Source organism: Natribaculum luteum (assembly GCF_023008545.1).
Lineage (GTDB): Archaea > Halobacteriota > Halobacteria > Halobacteriales > Natrialbaceae > Natribaculum > Natribaculum luteum.
In genome coordinates this window covers 2,392,916-2,417,273 of sequence record NZ_CP095397.1, presented here as the reverse complement: position 1 = coordinate 2,417,273, position 24,358 = coordinate 2,392,916, and the positions used below count along the sequence as shown (strand labels likewise).

Sequence of the window (24,358 nt, the reverse complement as noted above, 5' to 3'; positions counted from 1 at the left end):
ACTATCACCCTGTTCGACCGCATCCCGGAAAAACACCGCGGTCCCGGTCGTCTCTTCGATCGTGGCCACGAGACACGTCACCGAACGTGATAATAACAGTAAAGAAGTGACCCGCCGATGCCACGCGTATGGACTTTACGCTCTCCCCAGAACAGCAACAGATTCGCGACATGGTCGCCGAGTTCGTCGACGAGGAGGTCGTTCCCGTCGCCGCCGAGATCGACCACGACGACGAGTTTCCGGCCGACCTCGTCGACGAGATGGCCGACCTCGGTCTGATGGGGATGCCCTTCCCCGAGGAGTACGGCGGCGCTGGCCTCGACTATCACTCCTACGCGATCGGACTCGAGGAGATCTCTCGTGGCTCGGGTGGGCTCGGGACGATCGTCGCCGCACACATCTCGCTTGCGGGCAACATGCTCTACGAGTTCGGCGACGAGGCGCAAAAAGAGGCGTACCTGACGCCGCTGGCGGAGGGCCGCGACGTCGGCGCGTTCGCCCTCTCGGAGCCGGGGGCGGGCAGTGACGTGCCGGCGATGGACACGACGGCCGAGAAAGACGGCGACGAATACGTCCTGAACGGCGGCAAACTCTGGATCTCGAACGGCTCCGTCGCCGACACGATCACCGTCTTCGCGAAGACCGATCCCGAGGCGGGCAACAAGGGCATCTCCTCCTTCGTCGTCCGCCCCGAGGAGGACGACGGCTTCCACGTCGAGGGCACAGAGGAGAAACTCGGTGACAAGGGCTGTCCGACGGCCGAACTGCGCTTCGACGACCTTCGCGTTCCCGCCGACCGGCTGATCGGCGAGGAAGGCGACGGCTTCGTCCAGGCGCTGAAGACCTTGAACGGCGGCCGTATCACGATCGCCGCCCGCAGCGTCGGGATCGCTCGCGCCGCCTTCGAGGAGGCCCGCGACTACGCGAACGAACGCGAGCAGTTCGGCCAGCCCATCGGCGAGTTCCAGTCGATCAAGCACAAACTCGCGGACATGGACACGAAGATTCAGGCCGCGAAGTTGCTCATGCACAAGGCCGCCGACAACAAGATCCGCGGCGAGGACTACATCAAGGAGGCCGCCCAGGCGAAGCTCTACGCCTCCGAAGTGAGCCGCGAGGTCGCCAACGAGGGTATCCAGATCCACGGCGGCTACGGCTACACCAAAGACTTCCCCGCCGAGCGGTTCTACCGGGACGCCAAACTCAACGAGATCTACGAGGGCACCAGCGAAGTGCTCCGGAACACGATCGGCGACCAGCTGCTGAACTGACTCCGTTTCCGCTCACAACGTCGGTTGTACGTCGGTTCCGGTGCGACCGCACGATGAGTCGTGATCGGACCGGGAACCGGTTACAATCGCATTATCACTCCTCGAGACACTCCCGCACCCACTCGCCGTGCTCGCGGACCTGCCGCTCGCCGGCGTCGGTCAGCGAGTAGACGTCGTACAGCCCTTCCGTTCGTTTCTCGACGAGTCCCGCGTCGACCAGCGCCGACAGCGAGCCGTAGAAGGACTTCGGCTCGAGTCGGGCCTCGTAGCGGGACTCGAGGGCCGACTTCAGCTGCTGTCCGCGGAGTTCGCCCTCGGCCGCCAGCAGGAAACAGAGGTCGCGCCGCCGGCCGCTCTGGAGCCACGTCATACGAGGAGGTTCGTGCGGGCTGGGTCGAGCGTTACGGTTTCGTCCGGGCGACCCGGCTCCGGAAGGCAGCGACGGCCGTCCACGCGAGGCCGCCGAGCGCCGACAGTCCGAGCAGTACCGGGAAGCCGAGTTCGAACGACGCACCGTAGCCTGTCGGGTCGAGTTCGTGCCGAAAGAGAAACCAGCCGCCGTCCGGATCGCCGAGGACGACGTCGCCGGAACGGGTCGCCAGCGACGCGAGCACCGACGCGGCCAGCGCGAGCACGACGAGGACGAACGTGCCGGACGCGCCGTAGAAGAACGTGCTGAGCGTGTGCTCGAGCGGGAGCCGGCGCGGCGGCCTGTCGGATGGCGATCCGTAGATGCCGAGACCCTGCGCCCCGTCGGGGAGTTCGCCGACGCGAACGCTCGAGGGGTAGCGAGCCAGCACCCCGGCCATCCAGAGGTCGCCGACGGAGCCGGCGGCGTTGGCCGCGAGGGGGACGAGCACCAGCGGAGAGCGAACGACGACTAGCGCGGCGAGGCCGACGGCGGTGATGATCGCACACGGTGCAAGCAAGACGGCGAGCATCTCGTCGCGCGTGTAGGCCGTCCCCTCGCTTCTCGTGTAGGCGAACGGCAGAACGAACCGCGAGACGCCGACGCCGTACGCCGGCCGGCCGTCGTAGCGGGCCATGACCGCCCCGTGGAGCAGTTCGTGTGGGACGATCACGAGCATCAGCAGGCCGACAAAGAGGGCCACTCCAGTGAGCACCTCGAGTGACGAGGCCGCGACGATCGTGATCGGCTCGAGCGGGTCGCCGGAGACCAGTTCGAGGACGACGCCGAACAGGTACGCGAACGCGAAGAACCCGGCCGTCGAAACGAGGTGCCACCTGATCGCGATCGATTGTGTCAGTCGAATCGACGCGAGCAACCGTCGGGACTCGCTCGAGTCGTCGTCCTCGCGGGCCACGGTCACGAACGCAGTTGCGAAACCAGAAAGAAAGCGATATCGATGTCGGCCTGGAGACAGGAACCGACGGGAGACGCGAACCGATAGCTTGGCTTTCGTCGGTTCCGCAGCTACGGGTAGATGAACGACACCGACAGCACTGCCGAGGACGGCGACGTCACCGCGAGCTACACCGAGACCGAAACCGAACGCCTCCTCACGTTCGAGCGGGGGGGCCGAACCGCCGCCGCCGTCGCACAGAACGTCGACGGCTATGCCATGCTGAAAGTTCGGCCGACGCCGGACGGCGACGAACTCGAGCGCTACTACGGCTTCGATATGGCGCTCGATCACGTCGCCGAGTTGCTCGGCGTCTCGCCACACGACCTGCCGATCCCGGAGGCGGCCGAAGACATGGGCATGTAGGCCGGCCAGCGGGTCACGCGACGAACGCGTAGACGAACAGCAGGCCGAAGTAGATCGCGATCAGCACGGCGACGAGTTGCCATCGAACCCGCCGGATCTCCGCACTCTCCTCGAGATACGCCGCCTCGAACGCCTCGCGTTCGCCGTCGTCGAGACGGTCGTGGTGGTCGAACCCGAGGTGGAGCGTCCGCAGGCGCTCGTCGGGGAACGGCCGCTCGCAGTACGGACACGTGACCGGCGACTCGCCGTCGGGAACGGCCGTCTCTCGGCACACGGGCTCTGACGAGTTCGCGTCCACGCGAGCGAAGACCACCTCGAGTCACATCCGTCTTCCCCCGGCGACGAGAGCTGACGACTGAAAACTACTGAAAATTGGAACGGTACTGGAAGCGGGAATCCTAAGTAGACGTGGCCAAATTACTCACTAGATAGCCGTGGTATCGGACGAGTTTCCGCGCCCCATCGGGACACGAACGCGCTTTTCGGGACTGCTCGCAGCGACCGCGATCGGGGTCTATCTGTTGCTCGTCATCGGTGCGACGACGTCGCTCACCGACGCCGCCTCGGCCTGCTCGACCTGGCCGACGTGTCACGCACCGGTCGACCCGTTAGATCAGACCCAGCTCGCCGTCGCGTGGGGCCACCGCCTGGCTGCCGTGCTCGTCGGCCTGCTCGTCGTCGCCTCGACGGTCGCCGCGTGGTTCGGCGACGCGACCGACCGGGTCCGCTACGCCCTGGCGTTCGGTACCACCCTCTACGTGATTCAGGTCGGCGTCGGCGCGGTGACGGCGACGATGGGGCCTGCGGCGATCGTGCCCGGTCTCCACCTCGCACTGGGCGTCGGCGTCTTCGCCGTCGTCGTCGGCGCGCTCGCGTGGGAGTTAGAGACCGCCACCGGCGGCGACGACGACGCGATCGACGTCTCGCCGGAACCGATCGACGAGGCGGTGGATCCGGCGCTCGAACGATCGCTCCCCTCGAGTCGACTCGCCCGGGCGAAGCTCACCGCAGCAGCCTACCTCGAGATGATGAAGCCACGGTTGATGTGGCTGCTCTGTCTCGTCGCCGCGGCGGGGATGGCGCTCGCTGCCGCCGACTCGTCGCTCGACCCGTACACCGTCGCCGCTACGCTCCTCGGGGGTGTACTCGCGATCGGTGCCTCAGGGACGTTCAACAACGTCCTCGAGCGCGACGTCGACCAGCAGATGTCCCGCACCGCGGATCGGCCACTGGCGGTCGACCTGGTCCCCGTCCGTAACGCGGTGCTCTTTGGACTCTTCCTCTCTGCGGCCTCGATGACGGTCTTCCTGACGATCAACGCGCTCGCCGCGGCGCTCGGCCTGGCCGCAATCCTGTTTTACAGCGTCGTCTACACGCTGTTGCTCAAACCCAACACCGTCCAGAACACGGTCATCGGCGGCTTCGCCGGTTCGCTACCCGCGCTCATCGGCTGGGCCGCGGTGACGAACGAGATCCGCATGCCCGCGCTCGCGCTGGCTGGCGTCATCTTCCTGTGGACGCCCGCCCACTTCTACAACCTCGCGCTCGCCTACCGCGAGGACTACGCCCGCGGCGGCTTCCCGATGATGCCCGTCGTGCGCGGCGAGACGGTGACCAGAAAACACATCCTCTACTACATCGGTGCGACCCTGATCGGGACGGTCGCGCTCGCCTGGATCACCGACCTCGGCGCGCTGTACGCCGCGACCGTCGTCGTCTTCGGCGGCGTCTTCCTCTGGGCCGCCGTCCGACTCCACTTCGAACAGACGGAGTCTGCGGCCTTCCGGGCGTTCCACGCTTCCAACGCTTTCCTCGGTGCCGTCCTCGTCGCCGTCTTCGTCGACGCACTCGCGTTGTGATAACGATTGCTGTGACTGGTTGCCGACGCAACCGCAGGACGGTTCGCGGTTGCGGCGGGACAGACTCACAGCTATCGTTATGGGTGGTCCCGGGATTCGTCTCTCGAGCGAAACGACGTGGCCGTCGATCTTTCAGGTCGGACACACCCCCGTCGCGAATGTAACTGTTCACGTGTGAGGGGCTAGGGACGTACAACACACCACCGTCGCGGATGTAAAATCCGGATTTCACGCCACCGTTCCCGGGAATCGTCCGGTTCCATCGACACCCTCCCCCTCGAGCCGATTACATCCGCGACGGAGGTGTGTCCCCCCAGAAGAGCGCCGGGGGACCGATCGTACGTGCCCGGACTCGAGTTCGGTTGCAGAAAATCGTACACACTCGATCGCACTCGGGACGCTGTCGCCGTACGACGACAGCCGTTGAGACGTGATCGACGGCCGACCCGTGTCGTCCGGCAGTATAAATCCGCGACTGCAGTTCGACTGTCGACGCCGTCCCAATATCCAGCCATGCGCCACAGATAGCCGCTCTCTCCGGAACTTTACACACGCGAGCGACCTCCATAGCTTTATTTCAGCCGGATTCAAACACTGCCGTCAACGAATGTCTCCGGATACTGACCGTGATCCGCTCTTTCAATACAACGATCCGATCTTCGCCGACGAACGATTACTCGAGATCACTCATCTTCCCGAACCTGGCCGAATCGTCGGCCGTGACGACGAGATGCAAAGCGTTGCCGAAGCACTCAACCCGGCAATTTTCGGTAGCCAGCCGTCGCACCTGTTCATCTTCGGAAAAACGGGGACAGGGAAGTCGCTCATCTCGAGATCGGTCACCCAGCGTGTCATACGGGAGGCCGAGCGCGATGGCGTCGAGGTGAAGTACGCGTTCATCGACTGCGGTGAGCAAAACACCGAGGCGGCGATCGTGAAGACGATCGGCCAGATCGTCAACGAACCCGACCGGACCGGCATCACGATTCCCGACCGTGGCCTCGGAACCGGCGACTACTACAAACGGCTCTGGCAGTGCGTCGACGCCTGTACCGACGTGACGATCGTCATCCTCGACGAGATCGACATGCTCGAGGACGACGAAGTGTTGCGAAAGCTCTCGCGTGCCGGTGAGAACCGGCGAATCTCCGAGTCGAACATCGGGATCATCGGCATTTCGAACAAGATCGACTACCCTGACCAGCTCTCCGAACGAGTGAAATCGAGCCTCTCACGGGACGAACTCGTCTTTCCACCGTACGACGCAAACCAGCTGATCGACATCCTCGAGAAGCGCCGCGACGCGTTTCACGAGGGGTTGTTGACCGACGACGTCATCCCGTTGACGTCGGCACTGGCCGCACAGGAACACGGCGACGCCCGGAAGGCGATCGACATTCTTCGGAACGCTGGCCGACTCGCGAAAAAACAAAACGACTCCCGCGTGACGGAGTCACACGTTCGCGACGCGAAAGAAAAGACGGAAGCAGATCGGTTCTCCGAACTGATCGAGGGATCGCCACAGCAGGCGAAAGCGATCCTGTTCGCGCTGACGCTTCTGACGGAGAACAGTTCGAGTGACGAGTTTCCGACGAAAGTCATCTACAACCAGTACCAGCAGATCGTCACCCGCGTCGGCCTCGATCCGCTCTCCGAACGTCGCGTCCAGGAGATCCTCCAGGAACAAAACTTCCTGAACGTGATCCAGTCCGAGCGGGAAGGTCGGGGCCGTGGCAAAGGAGCCCACGCCAAACACCGGCTCCTCGAGGACCCCGACATCGTCAAGAAGGTGTTGCTCAGGGATTCGCGGCTGTCGGGTCTCGGGAAGTGAGCGTCACTCGTCGCCGGTGCGGGCCTCGTCGATTCGCGCGAACTGCTCGGTCGAGAGGTCGAGATCGACCGCGTCGACGTTCTCTTCGAGCTGGTCGGGCGAGCGAGCACCCACGATCGGCACGCACGTGAAGCGATCCTGCTCCATCAGCCAGCGAAGCGACACCTGTGCGGGCGTCGCCTCGAGTTCGTCGGCCACGTCCTCGACCGCCTCGAGGACGTCCCAGGCCCGGTCGGTGGCGTAGCGATCGCCGAACGTCTCGGTGAGGGTCGCCCGGGAGCCGTCGGGTGCCTCGACGGTGCCGTCCGGAGCGCGGTCGTACTTGCCGGTCAGGAACCCGCCAGCCAGCGGCGAGTACGGGCAGACGGCCAGATCCTGGTCGGCACAGACGTCGAGGTAGTCGCCGACGGCGTCGTAGTGGGCGGCGTTGACCATCGGCTGGGTGACGTCGAACCGCTCGAAGTCGTGGACGTCGCTCGTCCACAGCGCCCTGGTCAGCTTCCAGGCGGCCATGCTCGAGGCCCCGAGGTGACGGACTTTCCCCTCGCGGACGAGGTCGTTCAGCGTCGACAGCGTCTCGCGAATCGGCGTGTCGTCGTCCCAGCGGTGGATGTAGTAGAGGTCGAGGTAGTCGGTGCCGAGTCGCTCGAGCGTTCCTTCGATCTGGGTGCGGATGTGCTTGCGACCGAGCCCCGAGTCGTTGGGGCCGGGTTCTCCCCAGCCGTCGAACGGGAAGTAGACTTTCGAGGCGATGACGAACTCCTCGCGGTCCTGATCTTCGAGCCACTCGCCGATCCACGTCTCCGCGGTGCCGTCGGGGTCGCCGTAGACGTTGGCTGTGTCGATGAAGTTGATGCCGTGGTCTCGAGCGGCGTCGAGCAAGTCGTGCGCTTCGTCTCTCTCTGTCTCGACGACGTCGCCGTGTCGTTTGCCGAAACGCCACGTCCCGAAGCAGAGCCGCGATACCGTCGTGCCGGTGTTACCGAGGGAGACGTACTCCATGTCCGCGGGTTCTCCCGGGAACGACAAAACGGGTCGGGATGCGGCGAGACGGTCGCGAGCGAACGATCGGACTCATTCGAGTTCGGCTAACACCTCCTCGTCGTAGAACTCGAAGAAGGAGTCCTGGTCGGGACCGATCTGGTGGACGTAAACGTGGTCGTAGCCGACGTCGATCGCCTCCCGAATGCTCTCGAGGTGCGCCTCGGGTTCGGGACTCGTCACCGTGCTCCCCTCGGCGACGTCCTCGCGCTCGACCATCGTCGCGGCCTGCTCGAAGTGTGCCGGCGTCGGCAGTTCCTGGCTGAGTTCGCCCGGCAGGGCGGTGTTCGGCCAGTGTTCGTAGACGGTGTCGACTGCCTCGTCCTCGGTTTCGGCGTAGCAGACGTCGAGCTGGGTGTACGTCGGCCCCTCGCCGCCCGCGTCCTCGTAGGCCTCGAGAACGTCCTCCCGCGGGCCGACGGTCCAGAGACCGTCGCCGCGTTCGGCGGCCATCCGCGCGGTCTTCGGTCCGAACGCCGAGACGACGACTGGCGGTGGCTCCGCCGGCAGGGTGTAGAGGCGGGCGTTCTCGACGGTGTAGTGGGTCCCGCGATGGCTGACGGTGTCGCCCTCCCAGAGGGCCTCCATGACGGTCATCGCCTCCTCGAGCATCTCGAGGCGGACGTCGTGTTCGGGCCACCGATCGCCGAGGACGTGCTCGTTCAAGTTCTCGCCGGTACCGACGCCGAAGGTGAATCGGCCGTCGAACATCGCCGCCGTGGTGGCGACGGCCTGGGCGACGATCGCCGGGTGGATCCGCACCGTCGGACAGGTGACACCGACGCCGACCTCGAGGTCGTCGGTGGCCTCCGCGAGCGCACCCAGGACGGACCAGACGAACGGCGCGTTCCCCTGCTGGGAGATCCACGGGTGGAAGTGATCCGAGATCGATACGAAGTCGAATCCGACCGCTTCGGCGCGGCGAGCGTTGTCGACGAGGTCGTTCGGGCCGTGTTCTTCACTCGAGAGCGTGTAACCGAGCTTCGCCATGTTCGCAAGCGTACCACGATCGACGGTCTAACGGTTGGCCCTGCGAGGGCAACGGAACGAGAGGTCGACACGAACTGGGCCCCTCTCCGGGACGAAGCGGCGACCGAATCGAACATCTTACCCGCGACGGGTGGATACCCGCAGACATGGAAGCCGTAGTCGGCGCAGAGGACGTACGCAAGACCTACGGCGACGTCGTCGCGCTCTCGAGCGTGTCGCTGTCGGTCGGCCGCGGTGAAGTGTTCGCGCTCATCGGCCCGAACGGGGCCGGCAAGACGACGCTCGTCCGCGCGCTCACCGGGACGACGGAACCGGACTCGGGGACGACGCAGATCCTGGGCGAGCATCCGACGACCGTCGATCGCGGTCGCCTCGGCGTGTTGCCCCAGAACTTTACGCCCCCGGACCGGTTGACCGCCCGCGAACTGCTCGCCTACTACGCCGGCCTCTACGACGAGGCGCGCGACCCCGAGACGGTGCTCGCTGACGTCGGCCTCGCCGACGCCGGCGAGACGTGGTACGAGAACCTCTCGGGCGGACAACAGCGCCGCGTCTGCGTCGGGAGCGCACTGGTCAACGACCCCGACGTGCTCTTTCTCGACGAGCCGACGACCGGCATCGACCCCGCCGGTCGGCGAACCGTCTGGCGGCTGATCGAGGACCTCGCCGCCACCGGGACGACCGTCTTCCTGACCACCCACGACATGGCCGAGGCCGAACGCCTCGCAGACCGCGTCGGCCTGCTCGCTGGCGGCGAACTCGTGGCCGTCGGCACGTCCGAGGCGCTCGTCGCCGAACACGGCGGGTCGAGCCACCTCACCGTCGACACCGAGGCAGACCCGACCGCGTTCGCCGACCTCGAGTATCCGACAGAGGTGCGAAACGGTAGCACCGTCGTCGACGACGTCTCGCCAGCCGAGATCGGGACCGTGGTCGCCTACCTCGAGGAGCGCGACCTCGAGTACACCGGCCTGACGTGGGCCGAACCCGACCTCGAGGACGTCTACCTGGAACTCGCAGACGACGCGGAGATCGCGCGGACGACGCGGGATGAGGGGACGGTACTCGCCACGGCAGGGGGTGAGCCGGGTCGATGACCCGTCTCGCACGGATCCACGCGGAGGCAGACGCCGACTGGCGGTCGTTCGTCCGCCGGCGAACGGCGGTCTTCTTTACGTTCCTGTTTCCAGTCATCCTGATCGTCATCTTCGGTGCGCTCGTCCGCACGGACCCGACGGGTGGCGGTCTCTTCGCCGAACCGCCGGCCTACTACGTGCCGGGCTATCTCGCCACCGTCGTCCTCTTTACGCCGCTGTCGCGGCTGGGCAGCGAAGTCGCGCGCCACCGCGAGGGGAGCCGCTTCGAGAAGCTCGTGACGACGCCGCTGACCCGGGGCGAGTGGCTGCTCGCCCAGACGGTCGTCAACGCCGCGATCATCGGGCTGGCGGCACTGCTCATCCTCGGGCTGGTGATCGCGCTGACGGGCGCGAATATCGTCTTCTCCCCGCTGCTCGTCCCGTACGTCCTGGTCGGCGTCGTCTGTTTCTGTGGCATCGGCGCGATGCTCGGCAGCTACACCGACTCGCGAGACGGGGCGGTCGCCGCCAGCAACACCATCGGGCTGCCGTTGCTCTTTCTCTCCGATACGTTCGTCACGCTCGAGCAGCTACCCGGCTGGTTCGAACCGCTGGTGAACCTCTCGCCACTGACGTACTTCGCCCGCGGCGTCCGAGCGGTCACCTTCCCGCAGGCAGAGGTCGCCACCGTCGGCAGCCTCGAGCCCGCGATCGCGAACCTCGCCGTCCTCGCCGTCCTCGCCGTCCTCGCGTTCGGCCTGGGTGCGCGATCGATCCCGCAGACCGACTGATCGCGTCGTCCGGGACGGAGAACGGGCGCAGTCGCCGCCCCGAGCGTTAATCCCCCTGCCGTCGTTCGTTCGATCGCGATGGCGCGACACCCCCACTCGGGACAGTTGCTGGCCCGACTCGAGCGACCGACGGCGACGGAGCCGACGCGACTCGCCGTCCTCGCGGACGTCCACCTCTCGGCAGAGGAGACCGGCACGTGGAAGGTCTTCCACCGGACCGAGGCCCACCTCCGGGCGGCCGTCGACTGCGTGAACGACCGGGACGTCGACGGTGTGGTCGTCGCCGGCGACCTGACGCGAAACGGCGTTCCTGCGGAGTTCGACCGATTCGACGAACTCTCGGCGTTCGACCCGCCAGCCGTCGCGATTCCTGGCAACCACGACCTGCCGACGTCGTTCGACGAACGCGAGTCACTCTCCGTTCCCGAGTTCGAGCGGCGATACACGCCGGGCGGTCTGCCGTTTCGAACCCGACTGGGCGACCTCGAGGTGATCGGCCTCAACAGCCACGCGGCGACGCCGGAACGGCCGGCAGAGACCTGGGACGGCCGGATCACGTCGGAGCAACTGATGTGGCTCGACGAGACGCTTTCGGAGACCGACGTCGACTCGTCGCTCGTGGTCGTCCACCACAACCTCCCCGCGACGGGCGATCGCTACGACCGCTACAGCGCCGAGTTGCCGATGGCAGGAGAGGTCCCCGGATTCTCGAATCCCGGGCCGCTCGTCGACGTGCTCGACGCCGCCGACGTGCCGCTGGTCGTCACCGGCCACCTCCACTTTCCGGCGATCGCCCGAACGAAAGGCGTTCGCGAGCTGACCGTCCCGGCCGTCTCGTCGTTTCCGCACGCCTTGCTCTTGCTCGAGATCGACGATCGGGGAACGACCGTGCGACTGCTCCCGCTGACCGACGCCGACGGAATGGTCGAGTCGCTCGCCCACGGCTACGAGAAAGACCGCGTGTTACTCTCGGCGGCACAGCTCGCGACGTTCCCGCTGGTCGACGAAGGTGGAACCGAGCGCGAGGGTTGATCACTACCGGAACGAAACCGACTGGCCGACCGGTTCGCTAGAAACCGACGCCGTCGAGAGTGTCGAAGACGACCACGAGGTAGTACGCCGAGACGGCGAGGACGATCACCCCGGTGAGGCGATTGATCGGACCGCTGTAACGAGCGAGCGTCCGCGTCGCGCGACGACCAAGCGATTCGGAGACGAGCGCGAACGCGAGCAGCGGCGCGCCCATCCCGAGTCCGAACGCCAGAAATCCCAGCAGACTCCCGAGTTGCGAATCGAACAGGATCGGAACGCGGGCGAAAAACAGCGCGATGAAGCCAGGATTACACGGCAGGACGATCGCACCGAAAAAGAAGCCGTACCCGAACGCCGTCGCTGTCGGATACTGCGACTGTGGCGGTTCGACCGTCGGCAGGCGAGCGAAGACGTCGAGATCCACGAGCAGTGCGAGACCGACGCCGGCGAGCACGACGAACGCCACCGGCGACACGGCCTCGACGACTCGGGTCAGCGACGTCTCGAGTAGCGTCGTAAACACGAGTCCCACGATCGCCATAAACGAGAGAACGCCGGCAACGACCAGCACGCCGAGAACGGCTGGCGACGGACTGGATTCGTCCCGGTCGGTCGACTCGCTCGTCGCCAGGTACGAGACGAACGCCGGATACAGTGGCAGGACACAGACGGCGGTAAGCGGGGTCGCGACGCCGATGAAGAACAACTCGAGGAGGCGTGGAGCGAGCGCCATCTCAGCAGCCGGCGTCGACCTCGGCCGCGAGCGTGTCCGCGGACTTGACACCGCCCTCGAGCCGACGAGCGCCGCCGTCGGTACATCGCAGGACGACCGGCGCAGACGGGGGGTTCGCCATCGTCTGGCCGAACTGGTCGGTGAGACTACGGGTCACGGCTGGTGGCAAGACGGCCCAGTACCAGTCGAAGCCGTGTTCCTCGGCGTGGGTGCGAACCGCCTCGGCGTCCTCGTTCTGGTCGACGTTCAACGCCACAGTGACGACGTCGTCACCGACGCGCTCGTGAAGTTCGTTCGCGGCTCGCTGCTGGGCGAGACAGGTCGAACACCAGACTGCGAACGTCTCGAGCAGCACTGGACGATCGAAGTCTTCGACCACGAACGTCTCGCCGGTCACGACGTCCTCGAGTGGTGTGGTCGCCCAGGCGGCAGCGTCGGCGTCGGTTTCGTCGCCGCCGTCTGTCGCGCCGACGGAATCGGCGGACGGACCATCGCCGTCCCCGTCGTCACCGAGACAGCCCGCGACGCTGACGCTTCCGAGAGCGAGAGCACCGAGCAGTGCCCGGCGCGTTGGCGGAGTCATAGCCACAACAGAAGCGTCAAGCAAGTATGTAGTGTAGGGCGGTCGTGTGTCGCTTACGCACGAGCGACGGGGCCGCGTCGAAGTACGCACGCACGACGGAACTGCATCGAAGCGACGAGGTGCCCGGTAGACGTGTCCCCTACGGAACGAGCATCGTCGCGAATTCGTAGCTGTAGACGTGGTTGAGCATCACGTACGTGATCACGCCGAGGGCGAGACTCAGGATCCACGCACTGGCGGCGATCCGACCGACCCTGGCGTGTGGCGTCGCTCGCAGTTCGGCCGGCGTGTGGGTCAGCCCGAGGATCAGCGCGTAGAGGACGACCGGCACGGAGACGACCGACAGCACGATGTGGATGGCGAGCATCAGGAGGTAGGCGTAGTAGATCGGCCCGGAGACGCCCACGATGTGTTTCTCGCCACCGCCGCCGACTTTCAACAGATAGATGACGAGAAAGACGAGGATGAGGGCGAACGCGCCGGTCATCGCGAACCGATGTCTGTCGACCTCGTCGTTGCGAATCCAGTACCAGCCGAGGACGAGCAACACCGTCGCCGTCGTGTTGATGACGGCGATGGCGTGGCTGATCAGGTTCACCTGCGCGTTCGTCAGGTCCGGGTAGATGGGCAACTCGAGGAAGAACGTCCCGGCGACGAGGGCGTATCCGACGACAGTCAGGAGGACGGTTACCTGAAGCGGGTTCTCGCGGAGCCGTCGTCTCGCGTTCGAAGTCGCCATTGGCGGACGTTAGGAAGGGAATCGTATCTGTCTTGCTCTTCAGGTCCGAACAGCCACGGGCGAGTCGGTCGACTGGTGGTCCGAGGGCCACGAGCACGTCCGGTGTGTCTCACTCGAGGGTGACCGTTCCGTCGTCGTCGACTGTCACATCGTAGCCACAGAACGTAAACGAGACCGTGCCCGAACTCCGCGGACTCCCGTCGGCTTTCGGTTCGAAGAGTGCGTCGAGCGCCTGCGGATCGATGACGACGTGTAACGGTTCGTACTCTGGGGGGCACAGCTCTTCTGGTGGAACGTCCTCTGCATCAGCGACGGCCTCTACGACTGCCTGGCTCAGCGCCGTCCGATACGACGAGTCGACACTATCGCCCCCCTCTTCCATCGTATCGTGAACGTTTCGTGGCAAGTTGAATAAACTTGTCCCTCCGATTCTGGTTCATTCATCGAAAATGGGGTCGGGATCCTTCGAAGTCGAAGGTGGGATCGAGAGAGTGGGCGTTCGTTCAATTGAGTGTCGACGCAGCCACGACCCGTCGTGGGGGCACGTCGGACCCCACTCACGCCCGATAGTATCAGCTGATGCGAATCGCAGGCTTTCCGGGGCTAGCCTTCCGTGCGAGGTCGTCGTCGTCCGTCGCCCTTCGAACCGTCACGTCGGCGCCGAACTCGTCGTCGAAGAGCCAACTCGCCCGTTCCAGGACGGCCAGTTCGCGCTCGGCGTCGAGGAGCGGGTCGAGTTCTGCCCGACGATCGGCCAGTTCCGCGGTGAACGCCGCGACGTCGTCGTCGGCCGCGTCGATCGTGCCGTCGTCCAGTACTCGGTCGACGACGTCGGCGTCGCGCTCGGTGTTTCGGACGCGATCGTAGACGCGGTGTTTCCACGTCTCTGCGGCGACCAGTTCGATTCGTTCCGGATCGTCGATGTCGACGACGTCGACGATGTCCCGGACGTCCTCGAGGGTCGTCTCGACGAGGCGGCGCTCGAGCCGGTACGCCGACGCGTCACGACGCGGCTCCGGCCACGCCGCCTCGACAACGAGGCCGTCGCCCCGGAGCCTGTTCCACAGTTCCTCGCCGAGGTGGGGTGCCATCGGCGAGACGAGCGCCGCGAGGGTCAACAGTCCACGACGGTAGACGTCTCCGTGTGGCGTCCCGTGCTCCCGGTACCGACGGAGCAACTGCGCGAGGCCTCGAATCTCGGCGACGGCCCGGTGGAACCGGAACCGCTCGTACTCCTCGGTCACGGCGGCGATCGTTCGGTCGATCTCACCGTCGACGTACGCGTCCCGGGGCGCACGTTCGCTCCGGCTGACGCCCTCGTCGACGAACGACATGACCATCGCGTAGAGCGTCTGCTGGAGGTCGTAGGCACCGCGGACGTTGTTCGCCGTCCACTCGAAGTCCTGTTCGGGGTGGGCCGCCGAGAGGACGAACAGCCGTGTCGTCTCCGCGCCGTACTCCTGTGGAGCGACGACGTTGCCCTTCGAGGCCGACATCTTCTCGCCGTCGTACAGCACCGTCCCCTGACTGACGAGTCGCTCGACCGGTTCGCGGACCTCGAGCAGACCGAGATCCGCGAGCGCCTTCGTGAAAAAGCGGACGTACAGCAGGTGCAACGTGGCGTGTTCGTCGCCGCCGACGTAGACGTCGACCGGCAGCCAGTCGTCGGCGAGACCGGCGTCGAACGGCGCGTCCTCGAGGTCCGGCGAGAGGTATCGCAGGAAGTACCACGAGGAGTCGACGAACGTGTCCATCGTGTCCGTCTCCCGGCGCGCGGGGCCGCCACACTCGGGACAGGTCGTCTCGACGAACGACTCCTGTTCCGCGAGCGGATTCCCCGTCGTGTGGACGAACTCCGGCAGTTCGACCGGGAGGTCGTCGTCGGGAACCGGAACGTGGCCACAGTCCTCGCAGTGGACGATCGGGATCGGCGTCCCCCAGTAGCGCTGCCGGGAGATGAGCCAGTCGCGCAGGCGATAGGTCGTCGCGGGTTCGATCGCGTCGACCTCCTCGAGCATGCGCCGTCCGGCGACGGCACTCTCGAGGCCGTCGTACTCGCCGCTTCCCTCGAGGATGCCCTCACCGGTGTAGGGTTCGTCCGGCAGGTCCGTCTCGCCGTCGTCGGGGACGATCACGCCACTGATCGGGAGGTCGTGCTCGCGTGCGAACGCGTGGTCGCGCTCGTTGTGTGCCGGAACGCCCATCACGGCACCGGTGCCGACGTCCTCCAGGACGTAGGGGGCGACGTAGACCGGCAGCTCGTCACCGGTCAGAGGATGGGTCGCCCGGATACCAGTGTCGACGCCGTCGTAGCCAGCCTCGCCCGGCGTCTGCTCGCGGACGGCGTCGACGGCGTCGGCGAGGTCGTCGTCGGTAGCGACGAGGTCGGAGACCAGGTCGTGGCCGGGCGAGAGCGCGAGGAAGGTCGCGCCGTAGACGGTCTCCGGGCGGGTGCTGAACACGTTGACCTCGTCGCCGTCGGGGAGCGAGAACGTAATCTCGGCACCCTCGCGACGACCGATCCAGTTGCGCTGGATCTCCCGGACGCCCTCGGGCCACTCCTCGAGGTCCTCGAGCCCCTCGTACAGTTCGTCGGCGTAGTCGGTGATCGTGAAGAACCACTGGTCGAGTTCGCGCCGCTCGACGGGCGTCTCACACCGCCAGCAGACCTGCTGGGTGTCGTCGGTCTCGACCTGCGCGTCGGCCAGCACCGTCTCGCAGTCGGGACACCAGTTGACCATCGCCGCCTCGTACTCGACGAGCCCCGCCTCGTAGAACCGGGTGAACAGCCACTGGTTCCAGCGGTAGTACTCCGGTTCGCAGGTCGTAATCTCGCGAGACCAGTCGTAGCCGAAGCCGAGTTCCTCGAGCTGTTCGCGCATCCGAGAGATACACGCCTGGGTCCAGGACTCGGGGTCTGTGTACCGCTCGAGGGCGGCGTTCTCCGCCGGGAGGCCGAACGCGTCCCACCCCATCGGGTGGAGGACGTCGTCGCCCTGCATCCGTCGATACCGGGCGTATGCGTCCGTGATCGCGTAGTTTCTGACGTGGCCCATGTGCACGTCACCCGACGTGTACGGGAACATTCCCAGCACGTACGTCGGATCGTCGGCGTCTTCCGGCAGCGCGAAGACGTCGTCACGATCCCAGACGTACTGCCAGAACTCTCTCACTTCCTCGTGGTCGTAGTGTCTCGTCATCGTTCGGTACGCTCGTGGCTGACCCTGCGGGTGGAGGCTATATCATTGTTCGCCAGCGACTCCGTCTCGAGTCCCACCTCGAGGTGCTCGAGCCGCGCGTTTCCGACCGAGACCGTCACTCGTTCTGCTCGGGGAACTCGCCAGCCGGGACGACCGTACACTCCGGCATCTCCGCCAGCACGTCCTCTGGTCCCGGCGGTGCGTAGACCGCGAGCAGTTTCAGCGTCTCCCAGCCGGTGTTTTGCGTCCCGTGTTCGACGTCCGCGGGGATGTAGATCATCTCGCCCGCAGCGACCTCGCGCGTCTCGCCCGCGACCGTCTGCTCGCCCTCGCCGGAGACGACGTAGAGGACCTCGTCGCTGTCGGGATGAGTGTGCAGTTCGTGGCCTCTCCCGGGCTCGAGCTGGACGACCCCGGCGCTCAACCGCTCGGAGTCGTTCACGTCGGGCGTCGCCATCCACTTGAGCGTCCCCCAGTCGAACACCTGCGTCGATACGTCCTCGCTGCCGACGAAGTAGTCGTCCGAATTGTCTGACATTCTCACACATATTGTCACCCCACGGGCAATAAACGTACCGTCCAGTGACCTGGCGTCTCTCACAGCGATCCGCGCCGACCGTGGGATCGGTCGCGATGGGCACTGTGCGACGGCTCCACCGAACGTGCACGCGGCCGATATCTTCAAGAATCCACGTGATGCGATAGCAGTTGACTATGGAGTTTACCAGAGACGAGTCACTGTCACGACTCGAGGCGACGGTCGAGGATGGCGAACCGATCATCGGCGCGGGTGCGGGGACCGGTATCTCGGCGAAGTTCGCCGAACGCGGCGGCGTCGACCTGCTTATCATCTACAACTCCGGGCGGTACCGGATGAACGGCCGGGGATCGCTCGCCGGCCTGCTGCCCTACGGTGACGCGAACGAGATCGTCCTCGAGATGGGCCGGGAGGTGCTCCCCGTCGTCGAGGACACCCCGGTACTCGCGGGCGTCAACGGCACCGACCCGTTCCGGCAGATGGACGTCTTCGTCGAGGACCTCAGACGGCGCGGCTTCTCGGGCGTGCAGAACTTCCCGACCGTCGGGCTCATCGACGAGGACAGCGGGTTCCGGCAGAACCTGGAGGAGACCGGCATGGGCTACGACAGGGAGGTCGACATGATCCAGGAGGCCAGCGAGCAGGGGATGCTGACCTGCCCCTACGTCTTCTCCGAGGAGCAGGCCCGCGAAATGACCGAGGCCGGTGCCGACGTCGTCGTCTCGCACATGGGGCTTACGACCTCCGGCGACATCGGCGCCGAGACGGCCCTGGACCTCGAGGCGGCGGCCGAACGGGTCCAGTCCCACCACGACGCCGCGAAGGAGGTCGACGAGGACGTGCTGGTCATCTGCCACGGCGGGCCGATCGCCTGGCCGGACGACGCCGAGTACGTCCTGCAAAACACCGAGGGCGTGGTCGGCTTCTTCGGTGCCTCGAGCGTCGAACGGCTCCCGACCGAGGAGGCCATCGAGAACCAGACGCGGGAGTTCAAGGAGATCGACTACTGACATGGCGGTCGTCATCGTCGGCACGTTCGACACGAAAGGTGAAGAGATCGGGTTCGCCCGGGACGTGATCGAAGCCGCGGGCGTGGACGTCCACGTCGTCGACGTCGGGGTGATGGGCGACCCCGAGGCCGAGTTCGAACCCGACACCGCCGCCGCCGAGGTCGCCCAGGTTGCCGGCACCAGCCTCGAGCACCTCCGCGAGGAGGCCGACCGCGGCGAGGCGATGGAAGCGATGGGTGAGGGTGCCGCCGCCGTCGCCGACCGTCTCCACGAGGAGGGCGTCCTCGAGGGTATTCTCGGTCTCGGCGGATCGGGCAACACCTCGATCGCCACGACCGCGATGCGGGCGCTTCCAGTCGGCGTCCCGAAGCTGATGGTCTCGACGATGGCCTCCGGCGACGTCGAGCCCTACGTCGGTGCCAAAGACGTCGCCATGATGTACTCGGTCGCCGACGTCGAGGGGCTCAACCAGCTCTCGCGGGAGGTCATCTCGAACGCCGCACTCGCGACCGTCGGCATGGTCTCGAGCGAACCCGACGTCGAGGTCGAAGAACGGCCGACGATCGGGATCACGATGTTCGGCGTCACGACGCCGTGCGTCCAGACCGCCCGCGAGTACCTCGAGGACCGTGGCTACGAGACGATCGTCTTCCACGCGACGGGTACCGGCGGTCGCGCGATGGAGAACCTGATCGAACAGGGCGTCATCGACGGCGTCCTCGACGTGACGACCACCGAGTGGGCCGACGAACTCGTCGGCGGCGTCCTGAGTGCCGGACCCGAGCGTCTCGAGGCGGCAGCACAGGCAGGGATTCCACAGGTCGTCTCTACTGGCGCACTCGACATGGTCAACTTCGGTCCCGAAGACTCGGTACCAGAGGAGTTTCGCGACCGGAACCTCCACGTCCACAACCCGCAGGTGACGCTGATGCGGACGACGCCCGAGGAGTGTGCCGAACTCGGCTCGATCGTCGCCGAGAAACTCTCGGCCGCGACGGGTGAGACGGCGCTCGCCTTGCCGCTCGAGGGCGTCTCGATGCTCTCGGTGGAAGGCGAGGAGTTCTACGATCCCGAGGCCGACGCGGCGCTGTTCGAGGCCCTGCGCGAGGGCGTCGACGAGAACGTGGAACTGCTCGAACTCGAGACCGACGTCAACGACGAGACCTTCGCACGGACGATCGCAGAAAAACTCGACGACTACATGCACGAGGCGGGGCTCGTCTGATCGGTCACCGTTCGTCGAACCTCGGCTACGGACTCGACGCCGGTCAGGAACGCGCCTCCTCCGACACCCGGCGGTCCCGGTCGGCCGTCACCGCGGCGACGGCCCCACCGCCGCCGGCGAAGATCGCGGGGAAGACGAGTCCCGCGAGGACGACCGCCGGCACCGCGTCGGGGGCACCGCTCGCACCGCCGACGGTGACCTCGAAGAGGAACGCACCGGCGGCCGACAGCAGGAGGTACCCCGGGACGGTCGCCAGACCCGCGAGCGCGCCGTCGCTCACCGACGCGACGCCCCGGTAGGTGGCGAGAGCCAGCCCCGCGACGAAGAGCAGCCCGGCGGGTACTGCGTGCAACAGCAGCGTGAATCCCTCTTCGCCGCCGACGTACGTGGTCGTGATGCTCCCGACCAGCGGGACGTTCCGGAACACGGTGTCGACGAAGTGGGCGTTGTAGAAGACCCACCCCACCATCTCGTAGGTGGCCGGTTCGCCGTCGAACGCTTCGACAGCACGATGGAGTCCCGACTCGCGAACGTCGGGTGCGACGATCACGTAGGTGAACGCATATCCCAGCAGCCACGTCACGATGCCGGCGACGGCGCCCGCGACGAACGGAATCGCCCGGCCGTCACTCGAGTGCGACCTCGCGCTCATCGGGTCGATCCCTCCGTGGTGGAATCGTCGTCCGCGTTCGATCTCTCCGCCGTAGAAGCGGTGGTGGCGTCGTCGGCCGCACTCGAGCCCGCGATCCGATCTGCGAACAGGTCGGCGGCCGGATCGAGCGACGCGTAGAGCTGACTCGCGACGACCGCGAGCAGCGGCAGCGAGATCAACAGGAACGTCACGTCGTAGGCCCACGTAGCGTCCTCGAGGAAGGGCGTCACGGCCGGAGCCAGCCCCCGGTGTGCGACCAGCACCGCGGCGAGGACGACGAGCAGGTGGACGACTGACGCGACGTCGTCGACGATCTCGTCGGGCCCGCCGAGAGTCGCTCGAGTGAGTCTCGCGAGTCCCGGCGCGACGTAGAGTAGCAATCCGACGACTGCGAGCGTTACGATCGCACTCGCGAGTGCGTACAGCGTGATCGGCGTGTTCGGAACGAACAGGCCGATACCCGGAAGGAGTGATACGACAGAGAGGAGAAACAGCAACGACAGCGTCGCGAACAGGAGCTTCCCGATCGACCGAACCCGCTGGTAGTCGATCGCGTCTCGCATTTCGCTTTGATTGTACGTCATGACAGCGTCGGACTCGAGTGCCGGACGTCCCAAATAACGTGACGACAGTGTCGATCGGATTTTAACGCTTCACGGACTGTTCAGTATCGTTCGATCCCGTTCACACCGACCCGTACGGCGGAGTGAAGCGACGTTCCGGACGGTCGACCGCCAGGCGATCGTTGCAGGAGTTCAACAGTGCTCCGGGACAATGCGCAGACGCGGTCCTGCTCGAGTCCCATCCAGCCACTCGACGTCGTATCTGCCGTGGTCTCGAGGCAAAGCGTCGACACGAAATACGACACTGCGTGTGGATGGTGTCGACTGCTGCAGACTTTATTTTCCACCCTAGTAAATTTTGATACAAAACTCAAACTGAGAGAACTCGAGCCGCTCGTCCGCTAGGCCCAGATCTGCACACATTCCCGCTCCCGGCGCTACACCCGCTTCTACAGTGGACTGGCCAACAAGTGGGTATGCACCTACACCAATCGAGTGATACTTCCAAAAACACTTATCAGCTGATATGAAATCCGCATGCGATGTCTATCGAGAGACGAACGTTCATCGGCGGGTTCTCGCTTGCGTTACTCGGTTTGTCCGGGTGTTCAGGTGTAAACTCTGGTGGGACGACAGACATTACTATTGCAAACGAGACGTCGAATACGGTAACAGCTGGTATTCAGGTTACACAACTGTCCGACGACGCGAAGTTGCTCGACGAAACAGTTACTATTGACGCCGGTGACACCGAGGAGTACGAGGAAGTCGTCAGTGGCACCCAGGTCGAAGTCCACCTTCGTGTAGAAGACGGTCCTGAGAATACGTATGAATGGTCTGATGGAGAGAGCGATGCGCAAGGACTTCACATCGATATCAACGACGACTCGATAACGTTCTCGTCGTTCGTTGACTAGCGTGCGAGGGTGTCGTAACGGCATATACGAGGGCGTCGTAGAACGCGTCCCACGGTGTTTTCCACCTGTGACCAGTCCTCCAGCAACGATGAGAACACCATCCGGTCGCCAGCCCCAGTATCGAGCCAGCACGACCACCGCAACGACGGTTGGAACGAGCAGGATAACGAGTGAGAATTCCTGCTGTACCTGTTTCCGAAAGCCGCCGGACTGCTCGCGGTTGCTCCGGTAGTGACGTACAGCGGTCCGTATCAGACGCAGACGACCCTCGAGGATCGGTCAGTCGCGTAACTTCGGATCGACTGCGGGATCTCTCCCCTGTTTCTTTGCCCGCCTCTTGGCCTCTCCGATCGACGACGTCCTGTTTTCTTTCTCCGTAACGGGTTCGTCGCCGATGAGATCTGTAGCGATCCGGTGTAACTCGTTTAGTTTTTCCGTCCGTTCGCGCGATTTCGTCCGCGTAGCGCTTTTGCTTCGCCTGCTGGCGTTCACCGTGGTGTGTTTCTTCCCACGTGACCGTCCTCTCGAATCGGTGGCCGAATTCGATCGGGCAGACCGAGTGGTTTCCCCGCCGTTCTGACTGTTCGCCGACAGGAAGATGGTCTCCAGGGAACCCGAGGTCGAATAGATACACGTAGTCACGGTGGCGGTGATCGATTTTGTCTCTCCGGATTCGATTTCTCCCGCCCGATCGAGGTGAACCGCCACTTCCCGGTTCGAGTCGTCGATTCGCAGGTCTCCGTCGTCGTTCGTCAGCCTGACGGTGACCTCATCACCCGAACACACACCCGTTAGATCTCCCATATGTATTCTTTAACGTCATATTTGATAGTGGTTTTGGCGACGACGTACGCGGAAGTACACGCCTGCCCTGCGCGAGCCGATTATCAGCGGTCGAGACGAACGCTCCGGGGTCGCCCGAAAATCGGAGAACCTCGAACCACTCGACCTCGAAGCGCATCACTCCGCGAGACTACCGAAGAGCGAGACAATGGCCGTCGTTGTACTCGGGGTAATAGTCCCGAGCGGATTCGAACCGCGTCGAGACCCGCTTCGCTCGTCTCGCCTGGTTCGAACCGCCGGGGATACCTGCTGCTCACGAGTTTGTTCGCAGCAGGATAGTCCCGGGCGGATTCGAACCGCCGTCAGCGGCTCCAAAGGCCGCTATGATTGGCCACTACACCACGGGACTCCGTACGTCCGGCTTGGTCCAGGGAACACAATAGTGTTACTTTTCGGACCGAGGGCGAACGGAGACCTGCCCCGCTTTGGAACGTCGACGACAGCACCTGTACAGCGTGACGCCGCCACTCGGCCAGGACGGACGACACTGTCTCACCTCACCCTCCGTTCGTCTGGCCACCAGTGTCTCGACGACCCGATCGCGACAGACGTTCGTCTGACTGACTTTCATTACCCACGACGATGTGTCTCGAGACATGCCACGGACGCCTCTCGAGCGACACCTCGGCGCGTCACCGTCGGCGTCACCGATCACCGCCGCGTTGTTCGTCGCGGGTGTACTCATGTTCGCAAGCGGGGTCGCCGCTGCACTCGTGACGGCGTCGCAGGCAGTGACGGCGCTGTACTACGCCTCGACAGCCGTTGTCGTCGCCGTGACGTGGGCGCGTGGCCTCCTCACGCTCGCCAGGCGTTCCGACGAGCGAGCGAAACTGCAACGTCGCCACGCACTCGAGTCGAGTACCCGCCGAAGCCGCTGGCGAGCACGGCTCGCGCGATTCGTCGAGCGGGCGACGGCGCCGTTCACTCGAGAGCGAGAACGGCTGTAGGTTCGGTCGTCACCTCGAGGCCCCGCTGGGTCGTCAGGAGCGTTACGCACTGAATACCGGGTGACGGGGCCGTCGTGCGGTGTTATCGCCTGTCGTGCCGAGACGACCGGTACGTACTCGATAACTATAGTTACACCACCGTATTGGCCAGGTAGAACGTGCCAATGACGATCACTCGTCGCTTACAGCGGTTGTTCGGAGGCCATACTACCGGCGAGCTCTACGAGTGTCGAAACTGTGGGAAAGGGCACGAACTGAACAGGCAGGCGTGTGTGCACTGTGGCTCCTTCCGGATCGAGCGCTCGAGCTACGACGACCTCGTGTCGGTCGATCAGTCGGCCTGATTGCCGACCTCGAGTTCGAGGTACTCACAGCAGTCGGCGTCGGCGTCGAAACAGTCCGGACACTCTGCCCGGCGGTCGATGATCGTATCGAGGCGCTCGGCGACGGTGTCGTCGATGACGCTCTCGAGTGCGCGTGCTTCCTCCCGGAACCGTTCGACCTCGAGGACGTTCGCGAGGAACCGTTCGATGATACAGTACGTCTGAAGGGCGTTGTGGGCCCGCTCGAGGCCCTCGTCGGTCAGCGTCGCGCCTTTGTACTTCTCGTGTTCGACGAGGCCGCGTTCCTCGAGTTTGCCGACCATCTCGTTGACGCTCGCCGGGCTCACCTCGAGCATGTCCGCGAGCGTGCCCGTCGACGCCGGTCCGTCTTCGATCCGCTGTGCGAGGTAGACCGCCTTGAGGTATTGATCTGCCGTATTCACGCCTGACCACCCGTACGTGTC

General features: G+C 65.1%; 25 protein-coding genes and 1 tRNA gene. 11 read left to right on the top strand and 15 right to left on the bottom strand.

The features are described 5' to 3' along the window. Positions 1-128: 128 nt before the first annotated feature. Positions 129-1,271 (top strand): acyl-CoA dehydrogenase, encoded by a 1,143-nt coding sequence (locus tag MU558_RS12430; protein WP_246966592.1) that lies wholly within the window; start codon positions 129-131, stop codon positions 1,269-1,271. Positions 1,272-1,365: 94 nt separating this feature from the next. On the opposite strand, the gene MU558_RS12425 is transcribed toward MU558_RS12430, so the two are convergent. Continuing rightward, a complete protein-coding gene (locus MU558_RS12425; protein WP_246966591.1) occupies positions 1,366-1,641 on the bottom strand; it encodes a PadR family transcriptional regulator in 276 nt (91 codons plus the stop codon). A gap of 31 nt (positions 1,642-1,672) precedes the next feature. Further along, positions 1,673-2,602, bottom strand: coding sequence for a DUF3267 domain-containing protein (locus MU558_RS12420; RefSeq protein WP_246966590.1), 930 nt, complete (start codon positions 2,600-2,602; stop codon positions 1,673-1,675). Between the two features lie 114 nt (positions 2,603-2,716). On the opposite strand from MU558_RS12420, the gene MU558_RS12415 reads away from it, so the two are divergent. Then, the gene (locus tag MU558_RS12415; RefSeq protein ID WP_246966589.1) at positions 2,717-3,001 is read left to right on the top strand and encodes a DUF7111 family protein; all 285 of its coding nucleotides are present in this window, start codon (positions 2,717-2,719) and stop codon (positions 2,999-3,001) included. A 13-nt stretch (positions 3,002-3,014) separates the two neighbouring features. Here MU558_RS12415 and MU558_RS12410 read toward each other — a convergent pair whose 3' ends face one another. Beyond that, positions 3,015-3,299, bottom strand: a complete 285-nt coding sequence (locus tag MU558_RS12410; protein ID WP_246966588.1) for a DUF7410 domain-containing protein — start codon at positions 3,297-3,299, stop codon at positions 3,015-3,017. Positions 3,300-3,435: 136 nt separating this feature from the next. On the opposite strand from MU558_RS12410, the gene MU558_RS12405 reads away from it, so the two are divergent. Both MU558_RS12405 and MU558_RS12400 read left to right on the top strand, forming a co-directional pair. Continuing rightward, complete coding sequence (locus MU558_RS12405; RefSeq protein WP_246966587.1) at positions 3,436-4,860, top strand: heme o synthase; 1,425 nt, start codon at positions 3,436-3,438, stop codon at positions 4,858-4,860. A 607-nt stretch (positions 4,861-5,467) separates the two neighbouring features. Beyond that, positions 5,468-6,691, top strand: a complete 1,224-nt coding sequence (locus MU558_RS12400) for a Cdc6/Cdc18 family protein (RefSeq protein ID WP_246966586.1) — start codon at positions 5,468-5,470, stop codon at positions 6,689-6,691. Positions 6,692-6,694: 3 nt separating this feature from the next. Here the strand turns inward: MU558_RS12400 and MU558_RS12395 are convergent, their stop codons facing one another. Beyond that, positions 6,695-7,693, bottom strand: a complete 999-nt coding sequence (locus MU558_RS12395; protein ID WP_246966585.1) for an aldo/keto reductase — start codon at positions 7,691-7,693, stop codon at positions 6,695-6,697. Positions 7,694-7,765: 72 nt separating this feature from the next. Beyond that, positions 7,766-8,722 carry a TIGR03557 family F420-dependent LLM class oxidoreductase gene (locus tag MU558_RS12390; RefSeq protein ID WP_246966584.1) on the bottom strand — a complete coding sequence of 319 codons (957 nt, stop codon included), beginning with the start codon at positions 8,720-8,722 and terminating at the stop codon, positions 7,766-7,768. A gap of 146 nt (positions 8,723-8,868) precedes the next feature. Between MU558_RS12390 and MU558_RS12385 the strand changes: the two genes are divergently transcribed. The 3 genes from MU558_RS12385 (at position 8,869) to MU558_RS12375 (ending at position 11,621) form a co-directional block, all read left to right on the top strand. Next, the gene (locus MU558_RS12385) at positions 8,869-9,819 is read left to right on the top strand and encodes an ABC transporter ATP-binding protein (RefSeq protein WP_246966583.1); all 951 of its coding nucleotides are present in this window, start codon (positions 8,869-8,871) and stop codon (positions 9,817-9,819) included. After that, positions 9,816-10,589 carry an ABC transporter permease gene (locus MU558_RS12380; RefSeq protein ID WP_246966582.1) on the top strand — a complete coding sequence of 258 codons (774 nt, stop codon included), beginning with the start codon at positions 9,816-9,818 and terminating at the stop codon, positions 10,587-10,589. Before MU558_RS12385 ends, MU558_RS12380 begins: the two co-directional genes overlap by 4 nt. A 78-nt stretch (positions 10,590-10,667) precedes the next feature. Continuing rightward, a complete protein-coding gene (locus MU558_RS12375) occupies positions 10,668-11,621 on the top strand; it encodes a metallophosphoesterase family protein (protein WP_246966581.1) in 954 nt (317 codons plus the stop codon). A gap of 37 nt (positions 11,622-11,658) precedes the next feature. Here MU558_RS12375 and MU558_RS12370 read toward each other — a convergent pair whose 3' ends face one another. From MU558_RS12370 to MU558_RS12345, 6 genes are all read right to left on the bottom strand, one after another. Continuing rightward, positions 11,659-12,354, bottom strand: coding sequence for a cytochrome c biogenesis protein CcdA (locus tag MU558_RS12370; RefSeq protein WP_246966580.1), 696 nt, complete (start codon positions 12,352-12,354; stop codon positions 11,659-11,661). Between the two features lies 1 nt (position 12,355). Next, entirely contained in the window at positions 12,356-12,937 is a 582-nt protein-coding gene (locus MU558_RS12365) for a TlpA family protein disulfide reductase (RefSeq protein ID WP_246966579.1), read from the bottom strand. Between the two features lie 139 nt (positions 12,938-13,076). Further along, a complete protein-coding gene (locus tag MU558_RS12360) occupies positions 13,077-13,676 on the bottom strand; it encodes a DUF420 domain-containing protein (RefSeq protein ID WP_246966578.1) in 600 nt (199 codons plus the stop codon). 109 nt (positions 13,677-13,785) lie between these two features. Continuing rightward, the gene (ddfA, locus tag MU558_RS12355) at positions 13,786-14,058 is read right to left on the bottom strand and encodes a DdfA family disk-determining factor (RefSeq protein ID WP_246966577.1); all 273 of its coding nucleotides are present in this window, start codon (positions 14,056-14,058) and stop codon (positions 13,786-13,788) included. A gap of 190 nt (positions 14,059-14,248) precedes the next feature. Beyond that, entirely contained in the window at positions 14,249-16,876 is a 2,628-nt protein-coding gene (gene leuS / locus MU558_RS12350) for a leucine--tRNA ligase (RefSeq protein WP_246966576.1), read from the bottom strand. Between the two features lie 115 nt (positions 16,877-16,991). Beyond that, positions 16,992-17,414 carry a cupin domain-containing protein gene (locus MU558_RS12345; RefSeq protein WP_246966575.1) on the bottom strand — a complete coding sequence of 141 codons (423 nt, stop codon included), beginning with the start codon at positions 17,412-17,414 and terminating at the stop codon, positions 16,992-16,994. A 176-nt stretch (positions 17,415-17,590) separates the two neighbouring features. Here MU558_RS12345 and MU558_RS12340 point away from each other — a divergent pair, with 176 nt between their 5' ends. Then, the gene (locus tag MU558_RS12340) at positions 17,591-18,424 is read left to right on the top strand and encodes a phosphoenolpyruvate hydrolase family protein (protein WP_246966574.1); all 834 of its coding nucleotides are present in this window, start codon (positions 17,591-17,593) and stop codon (positions 18,422-18,424) included. A gap of 1 nt (position 18,425) precedes the next feature. After that, positions 18,426-19,649 (top strand): Tm-1-like ATP-binding domain-containing protein, encoded by a 1,224-nt coding sequence (locus MU558_RS12335; protein ID WP_246966573.1) that lies wholly within the window; start codon positions 18,426-18,428, stop codon positions 19,647-19,649. A 43-nt stretch (positions 19,650-19,692) separates the two neighbouring features. On the opposite strand, the gene MU558_RS12330 is transcribed toward MU558_RS12335, so the two are convergent. Further along, positions 19,693-20,301 carry a DUF7978 family protein gene (locus MU558_RS12330; RefSeq protein WP_246966572.1) on the bottom strand — a complete coding sequence of 203 codons (609 nt, stop codon included), beginning with the start codon at positions 20,299-20,301 and terminating at the stop codon, positions 19,693-19,695. Next, the gene (locus MU558_RS12325; RefSeq protein WP_246966571.1) at positions 20,298-20,885 is read right to left on the bottom strand and encodes a hypothetical protein; all 588 of its coding nucleotides are present in this window, start codon (positions 20,883-20,885) and stop codon (positions 20,298-20,300) included. Before MU558_RS12325 ends, MU558_RS12330 begins: the two co-directional genes overlap by 4 nt. 521 nt (positions 20,886-21,406) lie before the next feature. On the opposite strand from MU558_RS12325, the gene MU558_RS12320 reads away from it, so the two are divergent. Then, positions 21,407-21,781: a hypothetical protein gene (locus MU558_RS12320; protein WP_246966570.1), complete on the top strand. Its 375-nt coding sequence runs from the start codon at positions 21,407-21,409 to the stop codon at positions 21,779-21,781. Between the two features lie 1,119 nt (positions 21,782-22,900). Here the strand turns inward: MU558_RS12320 and MU558_RS12315 are convergent. Then, a tRNA-Gln gene (locus tag MU558_RS12315) sits at positions 22,901-22,973 on the bottom strand. Between the two features lie 247 nt (positions 22,974-23,220). On the opposite strand from MU558_RS12315, the gene MU558_RS12310 reads away from it, so the two are divergent. Further along, positions 23,221-23,571, top strand: a complete 351-nt coding sequence (locus MU558_RS12310; protein WP_246966569.1) for a hypothetical protein — start codon at positions 23,221-23,223, stop codon at positions 23,569-23,571. Between the two features lie 331 nt (positions 23,572-23,902). Here MU558_RS12310 and MU558_RS12305 read toward each other — a convergent pair whose 3' ends face one another. Next, a complete protein-coding gene (locus tag MU558_RS12305) occupies positions 23,903-24,337 on the bottom strand; it encodes a metal-dependent transcriptional regulator (protein ID WP_246966568.1) in 435 nt (144 codons plus the stop codon). Positions 24,338-24,358: the final 21 nt, after the last annotated feature.

Coding starts and splice junctions, on each gene's coding strand:
- MU558_RS12395 (WP_246966585.1), bottom strand. CDS start 7,693: ATGGAGTACGTCTCCCTCGGTAACACCGGCACGACGGTATCGCGGCTC.
- MU558_RS12335 (WP_246966573.1), top strand. CDS start 18,426: ATGGCGGTCGTCATCGTCGGCACGTTCGACACGAAAGGTGAAGAGATC.
- MU558_RS12380 (WP_246966582.1), top strand. CDS start 9,816: ATGACCCGTCTCGCACGGATCCACGCGGAGGCAGACGCCGACTGGCGG.
- MU558_RS12320 (WP_246966570.1), top strand. CDS start 21,407: ATGTCTATCGAGAGACGAACGTTCATCGGCGGGTTCTCGCTTGCGTTA.
- MU558_RS12390 (WP_246966584.1), bottom strand. CDS start 8,722: ATGGCGAAGCTCGGTTACACGCTCTCGAGTGAAGAACACGGCCCGAAC.
- leuS (WP_246966576.1), bottom strand. CDS start 16,876: ATGACGAGACACTACGACCACGAGGAAGTGAGAGAGTTCTGGCAGTAC.
- MU558_RS12385 (WP_246966583.1), top strand. CDS start 8,869: ATGGAAGCCGTAGTCGGCGCAGAGGACGTACGCAAGACCTACGGCGAC.
- MU558_RS12400 (WP_246966586.1), top strand. CDS start 5,468: ATGTCTCCGGATACTGACCGTGATCCGCTCTTTCAATACAACGATCCG.
- MU558_RS12330 (WP_246966572.1), bottom strand. CDS start 20,301: ATGAGCGCGAGGTCGCACTCGAGTGACGGCCGGGCGATTCCGTTCGTC.
- MU558_RS12345 (WP_246966575.1), bottom strand. CDS start 17,414: ATGTCAGACAATTCGGACGACTACTTCGTCGGCAGCGAGGACGTATCG.
- MU558_RS12375 (WP_246966581.1), top strand. CDS start 10,668: ATGGCGCGACACCCCCACTCGGGACAGTTGCTGGCCCGACTCGAGCGA.
- MU558_RS12425 (WP_246966591.1), bottom strand. CDS start 1,641: ATGACGTGGCTCCAGAGCGGCCGGCGGCGCGACCTCTGTTTCCTGCTG.
- MU558_RS12365 (WP_246966579.1), bottom strand. CDS start 12,937: ATGACTCCGCCAACGCGCCGGGCACTGCTCGGTGCTCTCGCTCTCGGA.
- MU558_RS12310 (WP_246966569.1), top strand. CDS start 23,221: ATGCCACGGACGCCTCTCGAGCGACACCTCGGCGCGTCACCGTCGGCG.
- MU558_RS12415 (WP_246966589.1), top strand. CDS start 2,717: ATGAACGACACCGACAGCACTGCCGAGGACGGCGACGTCACCGCGAGC.
- MU558_RS12430 (WP_246966592.1), top strand. CDS start 129: ATGGACTTTACGCTCTCCCCAGAACAGCAACAGATTCGCGACATGGTC.
- MU558_RS12325 (WP_246966571.1), bottom strand. CDS start 20,885: ATGACGTACAATCAAAGCGAAATGCGAGACGCGATCGACTACCAGCGG.
- ddfA (WP_246966577.1), bottom strand. CDS start 14,058: ATGGAAGAGGGGGGCGATAGTGTCGACTCGTCGTATCGGACGGCGCTG.
- MU558_RS12340 (WP_246966574.1), top strand. CDS start 17,591: ATGGAGTTTACCAGAGACGAGTCACTGTCACGACTCGAGGCGACGGTC.
- MU558_RS12360 (WP_246966578.1), bottom strand. CDS start 13,676: ATGGCGACTTCGAACGCGAGACGACGGCTCCGCGAGAACCCGCTTCAG.
- MU558_RS12370 (WP_246966580.1), bottom strand. CDS start 12,354: ATGGCGCTCGCTCCACGCCTCCTCGAGTTGTTCTTCATCGGCGTCGCG.